The organism is Pseudomonas sp. G5(2012) (assembly GCF_000408945.1).
Taxonomy (GTDB): Bacteria; Pseudomonadota; Gammaproteobacteria; order Pseudomonadales; family Pseudomonadaceae; genus Aquipseudomonas; species Aquipseudomonas umsongensis.
In genome coordinates this window covers 29,926-50,759 of sequence record NZ_APIO01000032.1, presented here as the reverse complement: position 1 = coordinate 50,759, position 20,834 = coordinate 29,926, and the positions used below count along the sequence as shown (strand labels likewise).

The window sequence follows — 20,834 nt, the reverse complement described above, 5'->3', positions numbered from 1 at the left end:
GAGTCGAGTCATGGATGAACAAACAAGCGTCGAAGTGACGGAACCCCGCTTCGAACATGGACACTTCCTGCTGATCGCAGGGCTTGGCGGACACTTCACCCAGAAAACCGTAAAAGACATTCCTGAACTCTGGGAAAAATTCATTCCTCATATTGGCAATGTTCCAGGGCAAAAGGGCGAAGTGACCTACGGCGTCTGCTGCAATTTCGATGGCAAGGGCGGCTTTGATTACATCGCTGGCGTCGAGATCAGCAAGCTCGACGACTTGCCGGACACTTACCTCTGGGTCGAGGTCCAGCCTCAGCTGTATGTGGTTTTCGAACACAAGGGGGCGCTGCAGTCGTTGCCGCAGACCTTCCAGCACATCCATGGCACGTGGTTGCCACAGTCCGGTCGCGAGCTGTTGGACGCACCGGAATTCGAACGCTACAGCGAAGACTTCAACCCGAAGCTCAATACCGGCAAGCTGGAAATCTGGTTGCCGATCAAGGCATGACACCCTGGCGTCGGGAGGCGGATCAAAAACGATTCGTCTCTCGATGACGCTGCTTTATGATCCACGTCCTTTCCAACTGATTTGCGACTCGCCATGAACACCGTCATCCGTCACGTCACGCCCGCTGATCTGGACCGTTGCTTCGCCATTGAAACCGTTGCCTACGAAGGCGACGAAGCCGCCACCCGAGAGAAAATCGCCACCCGCATCGCCACCTGGCCCGAGGGTTTCATCGTCGCCGAAGTGGACGGCGTTGTAGCCGGTTTCATCAATTCCGGAGCGGCGTTCCAGGTGGAAATGTCCGACGAAGCGTTCAAGGAACTGATCGGCCACGACCCGGCGGGCCCGCACGTGGTGATCATGTCGGTGGTCGTGCACCCGGACTATCAGGGGCAGGGCCTGGCGAAGCGCTTGATGGGCGAGTTCATCGAACGTATGCGTGCGATGGGCAAGGTCAGCATCAACCTGATGTGCAAGGAACGACATATTCCTTTGTATGCGGGCTTTGGTTTTGCCTACATCAAGCCATCGGCGTCCGACCATGGCGGCATGGCGTGGCATGAGATGGTGCTGAACCTCTAATCCCGACGCAGAATCCTTGTAGGAGCGAGCCTGCTCGCGAAAAACCAGAGGGCACCGCGGGGCGTCAGGTTTCCCGCGTCATCGTTGACCTCCATCGCGAGCATGCTCGCTCCTACAGGGGGGCGTGTGTGCCAGTCAGAACACCAGGCCCATCCGCCGCTCATAGCCGATCCGGCCCTTGTACGCCTCGCCGCTGTCGACAAATCCATACCTGGCATACAACGCAATCGCAGATTCATTGTCCGCATCCACCGACAACTCCAGCCCACGGATTTCCGGCCACGCCTGGCGCGCAACCTCAGGTAGCGCTTGCAGGCAAGCCTTGCCGTAACCTTTGCCTTGAGCGCGCTGATCGACTTGCAAGGCGTGCAGTGTGGCGCTGTGTTCGTTGGCCCAGGCGGGCAATACCGGTGGGCGTTTGAGCAGCAGGAAGGCCACGGGCACCGCATCGGCCAGCAGGGCAAATCCCTTGACGCCGGGGCATGGCCTGGACAACAGGGTGTGCAACGCACCGTGAATGTCGCCTGAAAACCTGGTTTGTTCCGGATGCACTTCGATGGCCTCGACTTGCTGGCGCTGCAGCGCATTCAGGCTTTCGTAAGGCACGAGTCGGGCTGTCACTGGAGTGTCCTTTTTCCAACAGAAATGAGTCTTGGATTCTAGCGAGTTTGCGTTCATGGATTATTTTTATTTCGACTGTCGATCAGGCGGATCGCCAGTCGACTAAGGGTGTCTTCACTCTAAAAACCACGGAGAACCACCATGAGCGATACCTATGAAATCCAGACCCTGATCGCCACCTACCGTGAAGCGGTCATCTCGAAGGACGTCGAGAAAATCATGGCCCTGTACGCCGACGACATCGTCTCCTACGACGCCGTCAAGGCCCTGCAATTTCGCGGCAAGGCCGCCTATCGCGCGCATTGGCTGGAGTGCATGGAAATGTGCCAGGGCCAGCACACATTCGACTTCGACCACATGAACATCGTGGCCGATGAGCACATCGCCTTCGCCCATTGGCTGGCCCATTGCGGCGGCACTAACGAGCAGGGCGAAACCCAGGCCTGCTGGATGCGCGTGACCGCCTGCTATCGGCGCGAAGCCGGGCAATGGCGCATCGTCCATGAACACTGGTCGGCCCCGTTCGACATGACGAGCGGCACGACCTTGTTCAATCTGGAACCCTGATCATCGGGAAACCGCACGAAACTGCCGATCTGCAGCCATAGTTATCCGTTCAATCAGGAGAGTGCGATGAAGTATTTATGCCTGGTCTACAGCGAAGAGCACTTGCTGCATTCGCTGCCCGAGAGCCCCAAGGACGAGGAGTGCCTGGCCTATGCCGAGGCTGTCCAGGGCAGCGGCCGGATGATCGCCGCCGAGGCCCTGGAATCGGTGCAGACCGCCACCACGGTGCGCATGCGCAACGGCAAGATGTCGATCACCGACGGCCCGTTCGCCGAAACCAAGGAGCAGTTGGCCGGCTTTTACCTGATCGATGCCAAGGACCTCAACGAAGCCCTCCAGATTGCCGGGAACATCCCGGCGGCGAGGGTTGGCAGTGTCGAAGTGCGCCCCGTCCGACAGTTGAATCCTTAAGATGCCGGCCCTGTCGGTACAGGCCAGGGTCGAGCAGGTTTATCGCCAGGAGTCGCGACGCATTCTTGCGACCCTGATTCGCCTGCTCGGCGATTTCGACCTGGCCGAAGAGGCGTTGCATGAGGCGTTTTTCGTAGCGGTCGAACGCTGGCAGCAGGACGGTGTGCCGGACAATCCGCGCGCCTGGCTGGTCTCCACCGGGCGCTTCAAGGCCATCGATGTGCTGCGCCGGCGCGCACGTTTTGCCGCGTCCCGACCGCTGCTGGTCGCGCAGCTGGAGGCACTGGAGCAGGCCGACTGGAGTGACGAAGACGTGGAAGACGATCGCCTGCGCCTGATCTTCACCTGTTGCCACCCGGCATTGGCGCCTGACGCGCAGGTGCCGTTGACCCTGCGCGAAGTCTGCGACCTGACCACGGAAGAAATCGCCCGGGCTTTTCTATCGGCGCCGGCCACCATCGCCCAGCGCATCGTGCGCGCCAAGGCGAAAATCCGTGATGCGAAAATCCCCTATCAGGTGCCATCCCTTGCGGAACTGCCCGAGCGCCTCGACAGCGTGCTGCGGGTGATTTACCTGGTGTTCAACGAAGGCTATTCGGCGTCCGTCGGCGCGCAAGTGACCCGCGAAGACTTGACCCGTGAAGCGATCCGCCTGGGGCGTTTGTTGATGGAGTTGCTGCCGGAACCGGAGGTCATGGGCTTGCTGGCCCTGATGTTGTTACACGAGTCTCGGCGCCTCGCCAGGACCTGCGCGGACGGCGACCTGATTTTGCTGGACGACCAGGACCGCACGCTGTGGGACGCGCAAATGATTGCCGAAGGCTGTGCACTGGTGGAGCGGGCATTGGGCTCCAGACGATTTGGTCCGTATTGCCTGCAAGCGGCGATTGCGGCGGTGCACGCCGAAGCGCCGTCGATCGAGGAAACCGACTGGGCGCAGATCGTCGGGCTGTATGAGGTGTTGCTGCGAGCGTGGCCGTCTCCGGTGATCGAATTGAACCGGGCGGCGGCGATCTCCAGGCGCGATGGACCGTTGGCAGGGCTAACGCTGGTCGAGGGGATTCTGGCGCGTGGTGAGCTGCTCGAGTACCACTTGGCGCATTCGGCGCGGGCGGAGTTCTGTCGACAGTTGGGCAGGGTGGAGCAGGCGCGGGCCGCCTATGAGCGGGCGCTGGAATTGACGCAGCAAGAACCGGAGCGGCGGTTTATTGAGGCTCGATTGCGGTCGTTGGAGTGATGTGATTTTTGCTGGCCTCTTCGCGAGCAGGCTCGCTCCCACAGGGAATGACGTGCACCACAAACCCCTTGTGGGAGCGGGCTTGCCCGCGAAGAGGCCAGTAGCGACACCCCTATTCCAGCATCTTGCCCAGCAACCAACTCCCAGCCGGCCCCGGCGGATGCAAGCGTGACCACAGCGCATCCACCGACACCGTTTTTGGCCAGCCACGCACCTGCAGCTCTTGCAAGGTTCCCGGGCCGAAGCGCGCCACCAGCCAGCGTGGCAGCGGTGCCCAGCCAAAACCACCCTGGGCCATTTCCAGCAGCATCAAATAACTCGGCGCCGACCAGACGCGCCCCTTTGCACGGCTCTCATACGGATTGACGATGGTCGCCAGGCGCAGTTCGCGATGCTGTTGCAGTACGTCCTGGTCGATGTGTTCCAGCGTCGCCAGAGGATGTTCGGGTGACACGAACAGGGCGATTTCCGTGCGTTCGTCCACCGTCGAATTGACCAGGTCCGGTGGATAACTGTCCTGCATTTCGGCAAAGGCTATCTGCGCCCGGCCACTCTGCACCAAGGCCACCAGATCGTCGCATTCGGCGATCAGGCATTCGAGCTCCAGGTCCGGATAACGCTGTTCGAACGCACTGAGCGAGGCTTCGAAGCGGTCGGATTGATAGGTGTCCGAGAGCGCCACGGTCAGCTTCGCCTCGACGCCTTGGGACAGTTGGCTGGCGGTCATTTCCAGGCGGCTGGTGGCGGCCAGGATCTCTTCGGCCCGTTGCAGCATCACGTGCCCGGCCGGGGTCAGGCTGGGCTTGCGGCTGCTGCGGTCGAACAGCGTCAGGTTCAGATCGATTTCCAGGCTGGCGACGGCGGCGCTGATGGTCGACTGACTGCGGCCCAGCTTGCGCGCTGCCGCGGAAAACGAGCCTTGGGTCGCCGCCTGGACGAACGCCTGCAACACTTCCTGGGACGCCATGAACTATCGCCTTGATCGATGGTTATTGGTTATGAAGTATCGGTCTGAAGTTGGATGATGGCAATCGTCGTCACTCAAGGAGTCAGGCCATGAGCGCCAATAAATCCATTACCGAACGTATTTTCCAGGCCATTGGTTTCGAACTGCTGGCGATCCTGATTTGTACGCCTTTGCTGGCATGGATCATGGACAAACCCATGGTGGAAATGGGCGTCGTCACCGTCGTCATTGCCGTATTGGCCCTGGCCTGGAACGTGGTCTTCAACGGCCTGTTCGACCGCGTGCTCAAGCGTTTCGCCATTGCGCACAACGCCTGGGTCCGCGTGGTGCACGCGCTGTTGTTCGAAGGCGGCCTGGTCGCCCTTGGCGTACCGTTGATTGCGTGGTGGCTGAATGTCAGCCTGTGGCAAGCGTTCCTGCTGGATATCGGCGTGCTGCTGTTTTTCCTGCCGTACACCTACGTTTACCACTGGGTGTATGACGTGGTGCGCGAGCGGGTGCTGATGCGCGAATCCTGTAACGCATGACTTTTTGTAGGAGCGAGCACGCTCGCGATGGACTCGAGAACGCCGTGGGGTGTCAGGCTCCCCGCGGTATCATTGACGACCATCGCGAGCACGCTCGTTCCTACAGGTAGAATGCTAGAAAATCTGGGTAAACAGCCAATACAGACTGCCCGACAACACAATCGCCGCCGGCAAGGTCAACACCCAGGCCATCAGCAGATTGCGGATGGTCTTCATCTGCAAGCCTGCGCCATTGGCGACCATGGTCCCGGCCACCCCCGAAGACAGCACATGGGTGGTCGAGACCGGCAAGCCGAACATGTCGGCGGCACCGATGGTCAGCATGGCCACGGTCTCCGCCGAGGCACCTTGCGCGTACGTCAGGTGGGTGTTGCCGATTTTCTCGCCCACGGTCACCACGATACGCTTCCAGCCGACCATGGTGCCCAGGCCCAGCGCTATCGCCACGGCGATCTTTACCCACAACGGGATGAAGCGCGTGGCGTTGTCAATTTGCTGCTTGAACAGCTGCAGTTTGCCGGTGGTGTCGGCGTCGAAGTTACCGACCTTGTTCTTGCCCATCAGGCGAATGGTTTCGCTGGTCAGGTACATGTCGTTGCGCACGTTGCCCATGGCCTCGGCCGGCACTTTGGACAGCGAACCATACCCCTTCACTTCGTTGCCGATGTTGCCGGCCAGCGCCGCGAGGGCGGGGATCAGTTGCGGCGTGACATCCTTGCTGCGCACGAAATCGGAGAGGATCGCTCGCGGGTCGGCCGGAGCCGGCAACGGCGCACTCTTGACCAGCGCCTGTTGGGTCACTTCAGCGACCGCGGCGAACTGCAACGCCTGATCTGCGGGCATGGTGCGGTTCAGCGCATACGCCATCGGCAAGGTCCCGACCAGGATCAGCATGATCAGCCCCATGCCTTTCTGGCCGTCGTTGGAGCCGTGGGCGAAGGACACGCCGGTGCAGGTCAGGATCAACATGCCGCGAATCCACCACGGTGGCGGTGTATTGCCCTTGGGCGCCTTGTACAGCGCGCGATTCTTGACGAAAACCCTCAAGGCCAACAGCAGCAGTGCGGCGCAGCCGAAGCCGACCAGTGGCGAGAGCAGCAAGGCGTAGCCGACCTTGGTCGCCTGCGCCCAGTCCACACCGCTGGTGCCGTCACGCCCGTGCATCAGGGCATTGGCCACGCCGACTCCGATGATCGAGCCGATCAGGGTGTGCGACGACGATGCTGGCAAGCCCAGCCACCAAGTACCGAGGTTCCACAGGATCGCGGCGATCAGCAGGGCGAAGATCATGGCGAATCCGGCCGAGGAGCCGACTTGCAGGATAAGCTCCACCGGTAACAACGCGATGATGCCGAACGCCACCGCGCCACTGGACAGCAGCACTCCGAGGAAGTTGAAGAACCCGGACCAGACCACCGCGAAATTCGGTGGCAGCGAGTGCGTATAGATCACCGTGGCGACAGCGTTGGCGGTGTCGTGGAAACCGTTGACGAACTCGAAGCCCAAGGCAATCAGCAAGGCCACGCCCAGCAGGAGGAATGGCGTCCAGGTGGTCACCACCGTGCCGAGTTCATTCACGTCGCGCATCAGGCTGTACGCGGTGAACAGCAGTCCGATACTCAGTACTGCAAAAAACACCACCAGGGTGAATACACCGGGTTTCTTGTCGAAATGTGGATGGGCGCTACGGGCGGGCGCCGGGGCGGCAATAAAGGAGGGGCTGGCCATGCCGGACATTCCTGGGAAGGGTAGGAGTGTCGCCCATGATCGTTGCGAAGTTTTACCGGAGAACTGCGCTGGATCAGGGTTTGGTTTTTTTGCGGCGACCACCCGTCGAAAGATCGCTCGCGTCTACAAATCCTGACGCTTGCGAAACGCCCAACATCCTGCAATCAGGGTAAAGGTCGCAACCAGCGCCACCAGAATCCAGAACCCCTCCGGGTCCTGTGAGAGCGGCACCCCACCAACGTTCATGCCGAAGAAACCGGCAATGATGTTGATCGGCAGAGCCAGCACCGTCACCACCGTGAGGGTGAACAGGGTGCGGTTACTCTGTTCGTTGAGGTTGGCGGCGATTTCCTCCTGCAGCAGCTTGATCCGTTCGCCCAGTGCCGTGAGGTCGTTGATGATCAGCGCAAACTCCTCGGTGGACTTGCGCAACTCCTTGACGTCTTCCTTCTGCAACCAGGGGGGCGGGCGATTGAGCAGGCGCAGCAACGAGCCGGGCTCCAGCGCCAGCAGGCGTTGCAGACGCACCAGCACCCGACGATTGGCCCCCAGTTCCGCACGGTTGGTCGACAGGCGCGAGGACAGCAGCTCATCTTCGACCTGATCCACGCTCAGGCTGGTCTTGCGCACGATCTGGGTCAGAATTTCCCCTTGGTCACGCAGCAGATGCACCAGTAACTCCAGCGGCGAGCGGAAGCATTCGCCAGCCTTAACCGACGAACGAAGCTTGTCCACCGAATGCAGCGGTTGCAGGCGTGCGCTGATGAGCAGTCGACTGCGGGCGCAGACCCACAGGGTCGAGACATCCGAGGACGTCATGCTGCTGAGGTTGAACACCACGTCGTTGACCACCGCCAGCAATGCCGAATCCACATGTTCGATGCGCGTCGACCGTGAGCCCTCATGCAGGGCCTCGAAAAACTCGTCGGGCAGTTCCAGATGGCTCTTCATCCAGCGTTCGCACGCGGCATGGGCGAGGTTCAGGTGCAGCCAGAGAAATTGCTCGGTGTCTTGCGGATGTTGCAGGTACTGCAAGGCCCTGGCCGAATCGATTTCCTGGCCGCGCTCACCGGGACGAAAGCTGAAACCGTAGAGCAGGCCGAACAGATCCGGATCGCGATGACTGTGATCGATGCTGTGGTTCATGAGGGCTCGCATGGGGGGCGCCTGTCGCGTGTTTTACAGGTTCACGTGAGCCGCATCATCGCAAGGCTGGATGACGAATTTGTGACCGTGGCCGGATCGGTCACTCAAACGCAAAAAAGCCGCACGAGGGGGAAATCGTGCGGCTTTTTTGTGGTGTGCATCAGTCGTCTTTTTTGTTCTTCAGGACTTCGCCGGTGGCGGCATTCAGGTCCACGTCCCATTCAACTTTGTTGGCATCGAGCAACTCGACTTCGTACTCATAGCCGTTGAAGTGGTTGTCCAGCTCGCTGTCAGTAATCGTGGCACCCGGGTGCAGCTTCATTACGATCTGGTTCAGCTCTTCCAGCGGCTTGATCTTGCCATCCTTGACCAACTGAGGGATCTGGTCGACGGGCACGTCTTTGGCCTGGGCCAGGCCGGCGGTGAAGGTCAGGGCGGCAGCGGTGAACAGTGCGGTCAGGGTTCTCATGAGGTTCATTCCTTGGGTGAGCCGTTTAAGTGGGATCAGATTAATTGTGGCAACTTAATTCACGCTTAAATTCCCTTGAACCGAATGATCAATACCCATTATTGCGCAGCACCTGCGCCACACTTGCCGTCGCCGGGCGCTTGTAGAACTTGAGCAATTCGCTGGCGCGGTTGGTGAAAATACCGTCGACCCCGGCATCCATGACTTTCTGGAAGTCCGCCGCCTCATCAATGGTGTAGACATGCACCAGCAGGCCCTGATCGTGGGTGTACTGGTTCATCCACGGCTGCACCAGGTCGGCGTAGCTCTGATCGCCCCCGTGGGGCAGTGCAGCGGACGGGCCTGTGCCGATCGCACCCTGAGACTTGGCGTAGTCGACCCAACGCTGGAATTCGGCTTGGTCTTTCGGTTGCTGTTTAGCGTAGTAAGCGGCCTTATCCTTTTCGCCGGACTCGGCAAAGCTCACTGTCGATTTTGGCTCGATGCTGCCTTCGCCGACCCACAACAACAGGATCTTCGGCACCTGCGGCATTTCCTTTTGCAACAGTTCGAGGCTGCTCTTCTCGAAGGTTTGCAGCACCACCTTGCCTTTGCCCTGGCCAACGCCCAGTGCGCTTTTGGCCAGCTTCGACCCCGCGGGGCTCAGCCAGCCGCGATCCTGGAGTTTTTCCTTGAGATCGTGTTCGATGCCGGGAAACTGCTTTGGCTCCTTGGTTTCGATATACAGGCCAGGCTTGTGCAGTGGATTGCCTTGGGCGATGTCGATGATTTCATCGAGGGTGAGGATTTTCAGGCCGGCAAACGCAGGCTGCGCGCGATCTGGATAGGCCGTGTTGAACCAACTGCCGGCGTCCAGGGTTTTCAGCTCGGCCATGGTGAAGGCGTTGGCCGGGCTGTCCTTGCGTTCGGGGAACTTGCTGGCGACGTCGGTGGTGCGTTGCAGATTATTGTCATGCAGGGCGAACAGCACGCCATCCTTGCTGCGCTGCAGGTCCAGTTCCAGATAATCGACGCCCAGGTCGCGGGCCAATTTATAGGCGGCAGCGGTGGATTCCGGTGCATCGAAAGACGCGCCACGGTGGGCAATCACCGCCGGGTGTGGAATGCCCGCGCGGGTCGCCAATGCAGCGGGGCCGGGTTCGCTGGCGGCCTGGGCTTGACCCAGCAATAGCAGCAAGCTCAGGAGCAGGGCGCTTTGGGTGGAGGTGGCCGGCATGGTCGAGATCCTTTCGCGATAGGTTTCAAAGAGGTCTCTTTTAACAAGTGAACCGGACAAGCGCTATCGTCAGACCGACATAAATCTGTTCAAAGCAGATGTTTACTGCGCTTTTGTGCACTGTCGCTGCTTTTGCTTTTCTTGCCCCCTCACACCTTGAGGCTGTCACAGGTTGACAGAGCGCTAGCTGAAGTTGCCGTAGGGGCCGATCACGTTTTTGGTTCATCCTTGCGCACCAGATGCTGATGCAATTCTGTGGTCAGGTTCTCGATGCGTTCGCTGAGGGTTTTGGTCATTTGCGTGAGGCGGGTGTTTTGCTCAAGCAGTTCCATCAGTTGTGCGGTGTTTTTCGCCGCTTCCGCCTGTCGTTCACTGTTGGCGATCGCCAGCGCTTCGCGGTGCTGCGCATCGGCATCGGATTGGGCTTTGTCCCGTGCGGCCTGGCGGGTCTGGGCCAACAGAATCAAAGGGGCGGCATAGGCCGCTTGCAGGCTGAAAGCCAGGTTAAGCAGGATGAACGGGTAGGCGTCGAAGTGGGTGAAGCCAAATAGATTCAGGCACATCCAGATCACCACGATCAGTGTTTGCGCACCCAGAAAAGTCGGTGTGCCGAAGAACCGCGCAAAGGCTTCGGCACGCAGGGCGAACTTGTCATTGCCAAAGGTTGGCGCCAGATGGGCATGTGCGCGATGGAACCGCAGGTGATCGACGGGGGCGGGGGCTTCGTTGCTCGAGGAGGTCATGATGCTCTCTGCAGGGCGCTAGGACTGAGATTCACTATAGCCTCAGCGCGAGTTTCATTCTGAAACACATACCCCCGTAAAAAATGCCGCGATCAATCGTTCGGCGCCGCCGTCGAATTGTCATTTATTGCAACTCGTAGCAGGCCAGGAACATGTCCAGCGCCGATTCCACCACAGTGCTCCGTATCTCGGCCGACAAGCCCGGTAACCCCATTGAGATCTGCGGCCAAAAGGCAAAGGACTTGAGCATTCCATAGACTTGTTGCGCGGCAAACGCCGGGTCGACCGCTTTCAAGCGTCCATCGGCCTGGGCAGCGCGAATCCACAGGGTCAGGTTTTCTTCGCGCTCACCCATCCGGGTCACCATGCTTTGCGCGCGCTCGGGAGAATGAATAGTGGCGGCTATGGCCACCCGCGCCAGGTCGAGCAGATTTTCATCGCTGAGCATCTGCAGTTTTGCCGTCAACAGGTGGTGCATCTGTTCACGCAAGGGCAGGTCGGGGCGGTAGGGTACTTCCTGTTCCGCCGTTACCCGGACCCACAACTGATTGAGGATTTCGGCGAACAGTTCTTCCTTGCTGGGGAAGTGGTTGTACACCGTGCGCTTGGACACCCCGGCGGTGGCGGCAATCTTGTCCATGCTGGTGATGTCGAAACCATTGGCACGGAACTCGACAATTGCCGCCTGAATGATGGCTTCGCGTTTACGGTCGGTGAGGCGCTGTGGAGCTGTCATAAATACGCTTCGGCAGGAAAAAAAGGAAAATTACACTCAGCAGTTTACTTGTCGATGGCTTTGCTGCAACCTTAAAACTACACTGTGCAGTGTAATGTTTTGTTAATCCTGCCCGGTAAAAATAGCGTGTTCGGCTGATGCGTGCGTGCCTTGGCCATTTATCGTCCCAAAACGAAAAATCGTGAAACGTGCGGTTTTTCTGGAGTCATTTCCTCATGGCCAAATCAACTCCCCCGGCGAACGGCACCTCCAGGCCTGAAGCTTCCCGACAGGCTCAAGGGCAGTTTCAAAACCACAGGCCGATACAGCATTTGAGCCTTGGCAAAACCCTGCGCATCCTCTGGAATGCGATGTTTCACAAACCACGCAACACCCGCCCGACGGCGCCTGTTCCAGTGCAACCGCTGACGCAAGCGGCATTGATGGCGGCGCCCAACCACAGCGTCTATCGCCTGGGCCATTCCACTCTACTGCTCAAGCTGCGGGACAGATTCTGGATTACCGACCCGGTGTTCGCCGAGCGTGCTTCCCCCGTGCAATGGGCCGGCCCCAAGCGTTTTCACCAGCCGCCGATCAGCCTCGACCAATTGCCGCCGATTGAAGCGGTGATCCTGTCTCACGATCACTACGATCATCTGGACTATCACGCAGTGCGTAAACTGGCCGACAAGGCCAAGTACTTCCTTACTCCATTGGGCGTGGGCGACACCCTGATCAAATGGGGTATCGACGCCAGTAAAATCCGCCAACTGGACTGGTGGCAGGGTACCGAGGTGGAGGGTATCCAGTTCGTTGCCACCCCCTCGCAGCACTTTTCCGGTCGCGGCCTGTTCGACGGCAACAGCACCCTCTGGGCCTCTTGGGTGATGATCGATGGCGATACGCGGATCTTCTTCAGTGGCGACAGTGGATACTTTGACGGCTTCAAACGCATCGGCGAACAATACGGCCCTTTCGACCTGACCCTCATGGAAACCGGCGCCTACAACGTCGACTGGCCCCATGTGCACATGCAGCCTGAGCAGACCCTCCAAGCCCATCTCGACCTCAAGGGGCGCTGGCTGCTACCGATTCACAATGGCACCTTCGATTTGTCGATGCATGCCTGGTACGAACCCTTCGACCGCATCCTGGCCCTGGCCTGGGAGCGCAATGTATCGATCACCACGCCACGGATGGGCGAGGCATTCAATGTGCTGGCTGCCAAGCGTGGCATTGCGTGGTGGTATGAAGTTGAAGAGCAGGTCTACCAGAACCAACAAAGCCTCGGGTGAAGCATCTACAAAAAGAGGCGAGCATTCCTGGATGGATCAGGTCGTAGCTCCAGTATTGAAGTTGCGACCTTATTCAACCATTGCAAAATCCGCCCGCCCCACCGGATTCGGCGTAGACCCTTGCACATTCATCCCTCTACCCGGCGCAAACCCCGGGAAGAACACCAGCCCCTCCGATTCAAGCCGATACGCCAATGCCAGGCGGGTGACATCCAGCACCTCCTGCCGCGCCTCGAAGCGCTCAATGGCTTGCACCGAAACCCCGGCTTCGCGGGATAACGTTTCCACGCTCCAGCCCAGCATCGCTCGGGCCTGGGCGCAGTGGGCCGGGGTGAACTGGAAGAGGGCGATACGTTCCAGGGTGATTTTCATCGCTTGAGAGGCCATGGGGTTCTCCGGGCTCGAGAGTGTTGAATTCAAATGTACTGTGTTTTTGTACAGTTGTTTTCGCTCCGGATCAAACGCATTTTTCGATTTTAGCTATTTCCCGCCCATGGCCAGACGGAAGGTCGCCGGGTCACCACTGCGCGCGATGTGCTCCCAGTTCAGATGCCGCAAGCGTCCACTGCAGTGGGGTCCCGGTGATTTTCAGCGGCACGTGCAAGCGATGCGCCGGGCCCCATGGCGTTTGCTCGACCAGCATGCCCTGGTCGTGCTCATCCTCGGCCCGTAATGGCGTGTTGCTGCCGGGACCATTTTCGATCAACAGTTTTGCCGTACGCGCCAATGACAATCGCGCCGAACCACCCTGTCCGCTGTTCAAGTGTTCTGCCAATAACTTGATCGCGCTGGCCGCCATCAAATACCCGGTGGCATGATCGAGCGCCTGCAGCGGTAAGGGCGTCGGTTTGTCCGCTTGCGTGATGTGCATCCCCGCGTCAGCGATGCCGCTGCTCATCTGCACCAGGCTGTCGAAGCCGCGGCGGTTCTGCCACGGGCCACTCCAGCCGTAGGCGTTGAGGCAAACGTCGATCAGGCCAGGGAACCGTTGCTGGCGTTCGGCGGCACCATAGCCCAGACGCTCCAGGGCATCGGCGCGGTAACCGTGGAGCACGATGTCGGCGTCCTTGAGCAGGCTTTCGAATACCAATCGATCGGTTTTATCGTGCAGATCCAGGCGTGCGCAACGTTTGCCCAGTGTCATTTCCGGCACTACGCCCGGCTCGTTCCAGGAGGGTGGGTCGATGCGCAGCACATCAGCGCCCAGGCCCGCGAGAAAACGGCTGGCGACGGGGCCAGCAAGCACGCGGGTCAAGTCCAGCACCTTGATGGCAGCCAGTGGTCGCGCCACCGAACCTTGCCAGGGTGTGCCGGGTCGGTTGTGGCCGGCGATGAATTGAATCAGCGGTTCGGCGTTGACCGCGAGTCCTTGCGCATGGACCTGCCATTGGTCCCAGCTGCGCATTTCGGCGGCACAGCCACCGGCCTTGACCACGGCCTGTTCCAGATCACTCTTGGCCCATTGCGCCACTTTGCTGGCCATCGCGTTGCGGTCGACGCAGGCGCCCAACACCGATTCGGCGGCGGCGCGGTGATGGGGCGCATTGGTGTGCAGGCGGATCCAGCCATCTTTGGTGGCGTAGTCACCGGCGATCGGGTCCCACAGCGGTGGTACGTTCCAGCCTAGCGGGCGGATCGAGCTGGAGAACCAGAATGACGCCAGGCGCCGGTCGACTTCCAGGCCTGGCAAGCGACCGGTTTGCTGGTGCAACAATTCGCTGACAGCCTGGCCGGCGGCGGCGATGCTGGCGCAAGCCAGGTCGGTAACGGCAAACACCGAGGGCAGGGCGCCGCTGGAGGTGAACGCAACAGGGGTGTGCGGCATGCCGATTTCGGCTTGAATGGACGTGAGTAAATCAGTCATCGACGGGCCCTCCGGAACGAGAGCCCGAGCATAAATCAAAAAACCTTTACACCCTGAACTGATCCATCAGTTTCATCTGCTGGGTGGTCAGGGCATTGAGCTGGCTGCTGATCTGCGCCGATTCGGTGGCTTGTCCGGTCAGGGTTTCGGTGACGGTACGAATCGCCGAAACGTTGCGGTTGACCTCTTCAGCCACGGCGCTTTGCTGTTCGGCGGCGCTGGCGATCTGCAGGTTCATGTCGCTGATCACCGTGACCGCGTCGCTGATTTTGCCCAGGGCCTGGACCGCTTGCTGGATCTGCCCGGCGTTGCTGTGGGCCTGGGTCTGGCTTGAGTGCATGGTGGCGACCACGCCGCGGGTGCCGCTCTGGATGCGTTCGATCACCAGGCGAATTTCTTCCACCGAGTCCTGGGTGCGCTTGGCCAGGTTGCGCACTTCGTCGGCGACCACCGCAAAACCGCGACCGCTCTCGCCGGCACGGGCGGCTTCGATCGCCGCGTTGAGCGCCAGCAGGTTGGTCTGTTCGGCGATGCTGCGGATGACTTCCAATACCGAACCGATCTGCTCGCTGTTGACCGCCAATGCCTCGACTTCAGTCACGGCCTTACTGACTTCGTCGGCCAGTTGATTGATGTCGCGGGTGCTGCGCTCGATGATCTGCATGCCATCGCGGGCCGACTGATCGGCACCCTTGGCCGCGTTGGCGGCGTTCGACGCGCTGTTGGCGACGTCGTGGGCGGTGGCGCTCATTTCATTGGACGCAGTGGCAACCTGGTCGATTTCGCGAAATTGCACCTGCATGCCTTCGCTGGTCTGGCGCGCGATTTCCGAAGACTGGTCGGCGGTGCCGCGGGCATCGGTGATGCTCTGCTTGATCTGCGCGATGGTCGGCTGCAGCTTGTCGAGGAAACGATTGAACCAGTTGACCAGTTCGCCCAGTTCGTCCCGCTTGCCGTAGTTCAGGCGCTGGGTCAGGTCGCCGTCGCCACTGGCTATCGCCTTGAGCATTTGCGCCACGCTGTTGATCGGCCGGGTCACGCCCGAGGCGGTCAGCCACATCAGCAGCAGGCCAATCAGGCCGGCAATGATCGCCACGCCCACCGCTTTGATCGTGCCGCTCTGCTGGGCGTCATCGAGTACCGCTTGCAGTTTTACCGAATCGGCCAGCAGCACTTGCCTGGGCAGGTCGATCACCACGGCCCACGCCTTGGCGTCGGCAATCGGACTGACCGGGTACACCGCCCGAATCAGGTCGCCCTGTTGGAGAATCTTCGGCGCACCGCTGGCAAGCAATTGCAAGATGTCCTTGCCGTCCGCACCCAGGGTGTCACCGATGCTCTTGCCTACCTTCGTCGGATCGACGCTGTACGCCGCCACCACGCCGGTGCCGGAAACGATCAGCATGTGGCCGGCGTTGTTGAACAACTCACGCTGGGAGTCGACCGCCGCTGCTTGCAGCGCGTCGAGGGCGATGTCGATACCGACCACGCCGATGGACTTGCCATCCACCAGAAGCGGTACGGAAATGGTGGTCATCAACACTTCCTTGCCGCCAACGGTATCGGCATAAGGGTCGAGCAGGCAGGTGCGCTTGCTGTCCCGAGGGCAGGTGTACCAGACGTTGTAGGGCGTGCCGCTGAGGTTCAGGGTGGTCTTGGTCATGTCCTCCTCGACCATGATCGTGTTCAGCGCTTCGCCCCCGGCACGGCTCCAGTAAGTGGCGAAGCGTCCGGCTTCGTTGGATTGGCGGGCCGCGTCATTGACGAAATCGCTGTCCTTGCCGTCCAGGCCATTGGGTTCGAATGCCAGCCAGATGCCCAGCACTTTACCGTTGCGTTCGAAGGCGGTTTTCAGGCTCTGGTTCAACTCTTCACGCAGGGCGCCGGGCTCAAGCGACCGCTTGGCGGCCATGTTGCGCATGTCCTTGATCTGGTCCGCCAGGGCGGTCACCACGGTCTGGGTTTCAGCAAACGTCTTCTGCACCCGCACCCCTTGCTCGGCGGCCTTGGCTTGCAGCAGGTTCTGTACGCTCTCGGTGAGCATCCTGCTACTGGAAGCGCTGACCAGTTCATCGTTCTGATTGGTCTGGTAGAGGTTCATGCCCACTATCGAGGCGACCACGCCAAGCAGGCACAGACCGGACAGCAGGACGATTTTCAGGCGGATGGACAGTGAGTCGAACATAGGGCGAGCTCGCGAATGGATGAGGGGGCGGCTGTGAGCCATTGCGGCTCGACACGCCAAATCCATTTAGCGCCATTCAATGCACATCGGCCTGGGGCACAGATTGCATGAGCGCGCGTCCGACGAACGGTCGTGGTTAAACGTTTGCGCGGAAAAATATGCCGAAAAGTGGATAAAAAACGGAGAAAGTCGCGGCGACCTCTAAGGTTGTCGCGCCAGTGACTCCGGTCGCGACCAGATCCACAAATTGCCCAGGCCCATCCCGGTAATTGCCAGGTAGATCGGCCAGCCGTGATCGAGCATGACCAGCATCAGCGTGGCGCACAGCAGCATGCTGACGGTGGCGCTGACCTTGGCCCGGCGCGCGATGATCTTGCCGTTGCGCCAGTTACTGAGAATAGGGCCGAACAGCCGATGATTGTCCAGCCAGGCACTCAAGCGCGGCGAGCTTCGGGTGGCAGCCCAGGCGGCCAGCAGGATGAATTCGGTGGTCGGCAGGCCGGGCATGACGATGGCGACCAGGCCGATGGCGAGGCTGACATAGGCCAGCAGGCCGAAGAGGAGGCGGGCGAGTTTGGTGGAGGCAGGCATGGGGCGCTTGATCGAAATTTATGGACTGACTCGATCCATTGTGGGAGCGAGCCTGCTCGCGAATGCGGTGTGTCATTCGACATAAACGTCGCATGTGCTGACCTCTTCGCGAGCAGGCTCGCTCCCACAGGGGAGGGTGTTTCTTCAGGCAAGTTCTGGGGCGTAAGCCTGTTCCAGCAACACCGTGAAGCGGTTGAAGGCATCGATGGCGCCTTTGTCCAGCTCGGCTTCTTCCTGGGCGCTGAGCTCCAGTTCATCGAGGGTCTTGACGAAGTTTTTCCAACCTTGCGCACGACCACCGGCCGGTTCGCCAAGGTGACGGGCACCGAGGGTCTCGCTCAGGCCGAGGCCCACGGCACGCTTGAGCAAAAACGCTGCGCCCAGCTTCGAGCCTTCGGAGACGAAGAGCCAGCCCATGGCCTGGGCCTTGGTCGGGTTTTGCAGTGCGCCTGCAACCGGCGCCGGCACCTCGGTGTCAAGGTCCGCCAGGTCCGCCTTCGCCGCCTCGGCACGGCAACGGGCTGGCAGGTCCGGAACGACGGCTGTCAGTTCGGCATCGTTGTATAGCGCCACCAGTTCCGACTGGAACAGGTATTGCGCTACCACGAAGCGGGCGAAATTGGCCTGGGTTTCAAAGGGGGCATGGGCTTTGACCAATGCATCGAGCTTGCTGTGCGGCTCGTTGGTGACCTGGTTCAAGCGTTGCGAGCGCAGGGTGGGGCGTTGGGCGGTGTCCTGGGTGGTCATGGCAGATCCTTGGGAAAGAAGAGGCGCTTGGTAACGAGACGAATGAGCAGGTGCATGACAGTAAAAAATCCTCATCGGGCGGCTGTTACAGCGCCCGGTGAGGTGCACGGGGTCAGATATCCCACACCAGATTGATCGCGAAATTGCGTCCAGGCTGGGTCAGGCGATCGAGGTTGGCGGGCTGTGTCACCGAGGCTTCGCCGACGCTGTCGTAGCCGCGTACGTCATCCCACTGCCAGTACTTTTTGTCGGTCAGGTTGTACAGGCCGGCATTCACGGTCAGGTCGTCGGTCACCTTGTAGAAACCCGCCAGGTCGAGCACGCCGTAACCCGGTGTCTTGAACTGCGTGCTGGTGCCGTCCGGGGTGTTGAAGCTGGTGCTGTCGACCCGGGCCTTGCGTTTGACCAGGGTCCAGCTCAGCAATGTGCCGTACTTGTCCTGGTCATAGCCCAGACCGAATACGCCGGTCAGCGGGTTGATGCTGTTAAGAGGTTCGCCGCTGTCATCGTTGCGACCATACAGGTAGGCCACAGAACCCTGGGTGTAGAGGCCACGCGGTGCGCCAAAGCTATCCAGGTTCAAGCGCCCCTTGAGCTCCAGGCCCTTGATGGTGGCGTGCTTGATGTTGTTGCTCTGGAAGGTGGTCTCGGTGTAGCCGGGAGTAATGGCGTTCTCGTCGATGAAGTCGCGATATTTGTTGTAGAACACCGCGATATCGAAAGTACCGGCCTCGAACTGCCCGCGCAGGCCGGTTTCATAACTCTTGCTCTTTTCTGGTTCGAGGTCGGGATTGGGCGCGACCTGATAGCCGCCAGCCAGGTTTTCGAAGCGACCATAGAGAGCCTTGGCGGTCGGCGTGCGGAAGCCTTCAGCGTATTGGCCGTACCAGGTGTAGTTGTCATCGAGGCGGTAGGTCGTGCCGAATTTCGGTGACAGGCGATGCCAGGTTTTTTCGTCGTCGTTCACCTCACCGTTGCCGCTCTGGTCGGCAGTGGCCAGGAACTCTTTGGTCAGGTGCGGCTTGAGCTGGGTGTAGTCGTAGCGCAGGCCGGGCACGAAGGTCCAGTTGTTCCAGGCGATCTGGTCCTGGGCGAACAGGCTGTAGGTGTTGATGGTCGGATCCGGAAAATCACTGGCCGGGGTCAAAGTGTCGGCAGCGCTCGCAGCATTCATGACGCGGCAAGCGCCGGCCACGGTCAGGCAGGTGCCGCTACCGGTGCGCAGGCCGGTGACTTTGTCCTGCTTGATGGTGGTGCCATAAGTGATCGCATGGTCGGTGTCGGCAATGGCAAACGCCTTGTCAGCCTGGGCATCGAATACCCATTGGCGATCCTTGTAGGTGGTATCGCGGTGACGCAGCACCGTGCGTGACGGTGCGTAGATTTCTTCGGTGCGCTGGTCGGTCTTGGCAATCTGGTAATTCAACGTCCACTTGATGTTGTCAGCCAGGAGGCTGTCCACAGCGAAACGGTGATCCAGGCCGAAGCGCTCGCGGGTGATGGTGTCGTTGCCGGTGCGCGATTTGTAGAAGCCGAAGCCGCGTCCTGCGTTGAACGGGCCACCCACGGCGCTTAGCTGATTGGTGTCGCGATCGTCCTTGTAGTGCTCGTAAGTCAAGCCGAAGCGCGCATCGTCGGCGTAGTTCCAGTCGAGCTTGGCCAGCACGTTGGTGGTGCGCACGTCCTCGGGGTTGGCTTCGGTGCGGTCCAGGCCGGTTCCACCGGTTTCGCCATGGGACTGCGTTTCGTGGCCATTGCGCTGGCTCAGGTGCAGCAAGCCGTCGAAGTCGCCGGTGCGACCGGCCACGGTGCCGGAGGTGAGCCAGCTTTCATCGGCCGAGCTGTAGCCGGTCTTAAGGCGAGCACCGACGTCCTGGCCTGGCTTGATGATGTCGTCCGGGTCCAGCGTGTAGTAGCTGACCGCGCCACCAATGGCGCTGCTGCCGTACAGCACCGAAGCCGGGCCGCGCAGTATTTCCACGCGCTTGACGATTTCCGGGTCGACATAGTTGCGGTTGGTCTGGGCGTACGGACCATTGAAGAAACCATCGGGCACCTGGACTCCGTCGACCTGGGTCAGCACGCGGTCACCGTCGATACCGCGGATGTTGTAGCCGGAAAGGCCCGCGCGGGTCCCGGTGCCGCCTACCGATACACCCGGTTCGTAGCGCACCAGATCCTTGATGCTGTTGACGTTGTTGCGGTCGAGTTCCTCGCGGGTGTGGACGGTGACGGTGCTGGGCACGCTGCTCACGTCCTGTTCCTGGCGCGTGGCGCTGATGGTCACCTGTTCCAGATTCAGGGTCCCGGCGCTGCTTCGGCGCTCCAGCACGATGTTGTTGTTGCCGAGTTTGCGATAGCTCAGGTTGGTCCCCACCAACAGGCGATCCAGGGCTTTTTCCGCTGGCAGCGATCCGCGTACGCCCGGTGAGTCCATCCCTTGCGCCAGTTCGGCTGAAAAGCCGACCTGCCAGCCGGTCACTGCGGTGAACGAATTGAGTGCCGACACCAGCGACTGTGGCGCAATGGCGAATGCGTAATCGCCCATTTTGCGCGCCGACTGTTCAGGGGCCGTGGCGGCCATGACGGGCACAGCACCGGCCATCAGAATGGCGGCGGTCAGCAGCGACAGTACGCAAGAAGGTGAACTAACTGGGCGGGTAAGGCGAGAGGACATCGATAGCGCTCCGTGTCGCACGAATCTTTATAGGTGCTGATTGGCATTTA

At 60.4% G+C, this 20,834-nt stretch carries 20 protein-coding genes and 2 pseudogenes; 7 read left to right on the top strand and 15 right to left on the bottom strand.

The annotated features are described in order from the left end of the window. Positions 1–10 precede the first annotated feature (10 nt). Together PG5_RS10385 and PG5_RS10380 are read left to right on the top strand one after the other, a co-directional pair. Positions 11–496, top strand: a complete 486-nt coding sequence (locus PG5_RS10385; RefSeq protein WP_020797071.1) for a GyrI-like domain-containing protein — start codon at positions 11–13, stop codon at positions 494–496. 93 nt (positions 497–589) lie between these two features. Further along, on the top strand, positions 590–1,078 hold the full coding sequence (locus PG5_RS10380) for a GNAT family N-acetyltransferase (RefSeq protein WP_020797070.1): 489 nt from the start codon (positions 590–592) through the stop codon (positions 1,076–1,078). Positions 1,079–1,213: 135 nt separating this feature from the next. On the opposite strand, the gene PG5_RS10375 is transcribed toward PG5_RS10380, so the two are convergent. Continuing rightward, the gene (locus tag PG5_RS10375; protein ID WP_020797069.1) at positions 1,214–1,699 is read right to left on the bottom strand and encodes a GNAT family N-acetyltransferase; all 486 of its coding nucleotides are present in this window, start codon (positions 1,697–1,699) and stop codon (positions 1,214–1,216) included. 141 nt (positions 1,700–1,840) lie between these two features. Here PG5_RS10375 and PG5_RS10370 point away from each other — a divergent pair, with 141 nt between their 5' ends. From PG5_RS10370 to PG5_RS10360, 3 genes are all read left to right on the top strand, one after another. After that, on the top strand, positions 1,841–2,266 hold the full coding sequence (locus PG5_RS10370; RefSeq protein WP_020797068.1) for a nuclear transport factor 2 family protein: 426 nt from the start codon (positions 1,841–1,843) through the stop codon (positions 2,264–2,266). 66 nt (positions 2,267–2,332) lie between these two features. Then, on the top strand, positions 2,333–2,677 hold the full coding sequence (locus PG5_RS10365; RefSeq protein ID WP_020797067.1) for a YciI family protein: 345 nt from the start codon (positions 2,333–2,335) through the stop codon (positions 2,675–2,677). A gap of 1 nt (position 2,678) precedes the next feature. Beyond that, positions 2,679–3,914, top strand: coding sequence for an RNA polymerase sigma factor (locus tag PG5_RS10360; protein WP_020797066.1), 1,236 nt, complete (start codon positions 2,679–2,681; stop codon positions 3,912–3,914). A 112-nt stretch (positions 3,915–4,026) separates the two neighbouring features. Here the strand turns inward: PG5_RS10360 and PG5_RS10355 are convergent, their stop codons facing one another. Then, positions 4,027–4,881: a LysR family transcriptional regulator gene (locus tag PG5_RS10355; protein ID WP_020797065.1), complete on the bottom strand. Its 855-nt coding sequence runs from the start codon at positions 4,879–4,881 to the stop codon at positions 4,027–4,029. 89 nt (positions 4,882–4,970) lie between these two features. Between PG5_RS10355 and PG5_RS10350 the strand changes: the two genes are divergently transcribed. Beyond that, positions 4,971–5,408 (top strand): multidrug/biocide efflux PACE transporter, encoded by a 438-nt coding sequence (locus PG5_RS10350; RefSeq protein ID WP_020797064.1) that lies wholly within the window; start codon positions 4,971–4,973, stop codon positions 5,406–5,408. Positions 5,409–5,522: 114 nt separating this feature from the next. Here the strand turns inward: PG5_RS10350 and PG5_RS10345 are convergent, their stop codons facing one another. The 6 genes from PG5_RS10345 to PG5_RS10320 all read right to left on the bottom strand — a co-directional run bounded on the left by PG5_RS10345 (position 5,523) and on the right by PG5_RS10320 (position 11,446). After that, positions 5,523–7,136 (bottom strand): inorganic phosphate transporter, encoded by a 1,614-nt coding sequence (locus PG5_RS10345; protein ID WP_020797063.1) that lies wholly within the window; start codon positions 7,134–7,136, stop codon positions 5,523–5,525. Between the two features lie 123 nt (positions 7,137–7,259). Then, positions 7,260–8,282, bottom strand: coding sequence for a transporter (locus PG5_RS10340; protein ID WP_042955332.1), 1,023 nt, complete (start codon positions 8,280–8,282; stop codon positions 7,260–7,262). Between the two features lie 160 nt (positions 8,283–8,442). Continuing rightward, positions 8,443–8,751, bottom strand: a complete 309-nt coding sequence (locus tag PG5_RS10335) for a PepSY domain-containing protein (RefSeq protein ID WP_020797061.1) — start codon at positions 8,749–8,751, stop codon at positions 8,443–8,445. An 88-nt stretch (positions 8,752–8,839) separates the two neighbouring features. Then, the gene (locus tag PG5_RS10330; protein WP_020797060.1) at positions 8,840–9,967 is read right to left on the bottom strand and encodes a glycerophosphodiester phosphodiesterase; all 1,128 of its coding nucleotides are present in this window, start codon (positions 9,965–9,967) and stop codon (positions 8,840–8,842) included. 209 nt (positions 9,968–10,176) lie between these two features. Further along, on the bottom strand, positions 10,177–10,710 hold the full coding sequence (locus PG5_RS10325) for a DUF1003 domain-containing protein (RefSeq protein ID WP_020797059.1): 534 nt from the start codon (positions 10,708–10,710) through the stop codon (positions 10,177–10,179). Positions 10,711–10,834: 124 nt separating this feature from the next. Next, positions 10,835–11,446, bottom strand: coding sequence for a TetR/AcrR family transcriptional regulator (locus PG5_RS10320; RefSeq protein ID WP_020797058.1), 612 nt, complete (start codon positions 11,444–11,446; stop codon positions 10,835–10,837). 215 nt (positions 11,447–11,661) lie between these two features. Between PG5_RS10320 and PG5_RS10315 the strand changes: the two genes are divergently transcribed. After that, positions 11,662–12,720, top strand: coding sequence for an MBL fold metallo-hydrolase (locus tag PG5_RS10315; RefSeq protein ID WP_042955331.1), 1,059 nt, complete (start codon positions 11,662–11,664; stop codon positions 12,718–12,720). Between the two features lie 69 nt (positions 12,721–12,789). Here PG5_RS10315 and PG5_RS10310 read toward each other — a convergent pair whose 3' ends face one another. The 7 genes and pseudogenes from PG5_RS10310 to PG5_RS10285 all read right to left on the bottom strand — a co-directional run bounded on the left by PG5_RS10310 (position 12,790) and on the right by PG5_RS10285 (position 20,784). Then, positions 12,790–13,107 carry a helix-turn-helix transcriptional regulator gene (locus tag PG5_RS10310; RefSeq protein WP_020797056.1) on the bottom strand — a complete coding sequence of 106 codons (318 nt, stop codon included), beginning with the start codon at positions 13,105–13,107 and terminating at the stop codon, positions 12,790–12,792. A gap of 130 nt (positions 13,108–13,237) precedes the next feature. Beyond that, the gene (locus PG5_RS10305) at positions 13,238–14,584 is read right to left on the bottom strand and encodes a CoA transferase (protein WP_020797055.1); all 1,347 of its coding nucleotides are present in this window, start codon (positions 14,582–14,584) and stop codon (positions 13,238–13,240) included. 46 nt (positions 14,585–14,630) lie between these two features. Next, positions 14,631–15,158, bottom strand: a pseudogene (locus PG5_RS35290) (methyl-accepting chemotaxis protein); the annotation flags it as partial. A 378-nt stretch (positions 15,159–15,536) separates the two neighbouring features. Next, a pseudogene (locus PG5_RS35285) lies at positions 15,537–16,496 on the bottom strand (chemotaxis protein); the annotation flags it as partial. 474 nt (positions 16,497–16,970) lie between these two features. Continuing rightward, positions 16,971–17,360, bottom strand: coding sequence for a YbaN family protein (locus tag PG5_RS10295; RefSeq protein ID WP_020797052.1), 390 nt, complete (start codon positions 17,358–17,360; stop codon positions 16,971–16,973). A 144-nt stretch (positions 17,361–17,504) separates the two neighbouring features. Continuing rightward, the gene (locus PG5_RS10290) at positions 17,505–18,107 is read right to left on the bottom strand and encodes a biliverdin-producing heme oxygenase (RefSeq protein ID WP_020797051.1); all 603 of its coding nucleotides are present in this window, start codon (positions 18,105–18,107) and stop codon (positions 17,505–17,507) included. Positions 18,108–18,219: 112 nt separating this feature from the next. Further along, a complete protein-coding gene (locus PG5_RS10285) occupies positions 18,220–20,784 on the bottom strand; it encodes a TonB-dependent receptor (protein ID WP_020797050.1) in 2,565 nt (854 codons plus the stop codon). Positions 20,785–20,834: the final 50 nt, after the last annotated feature.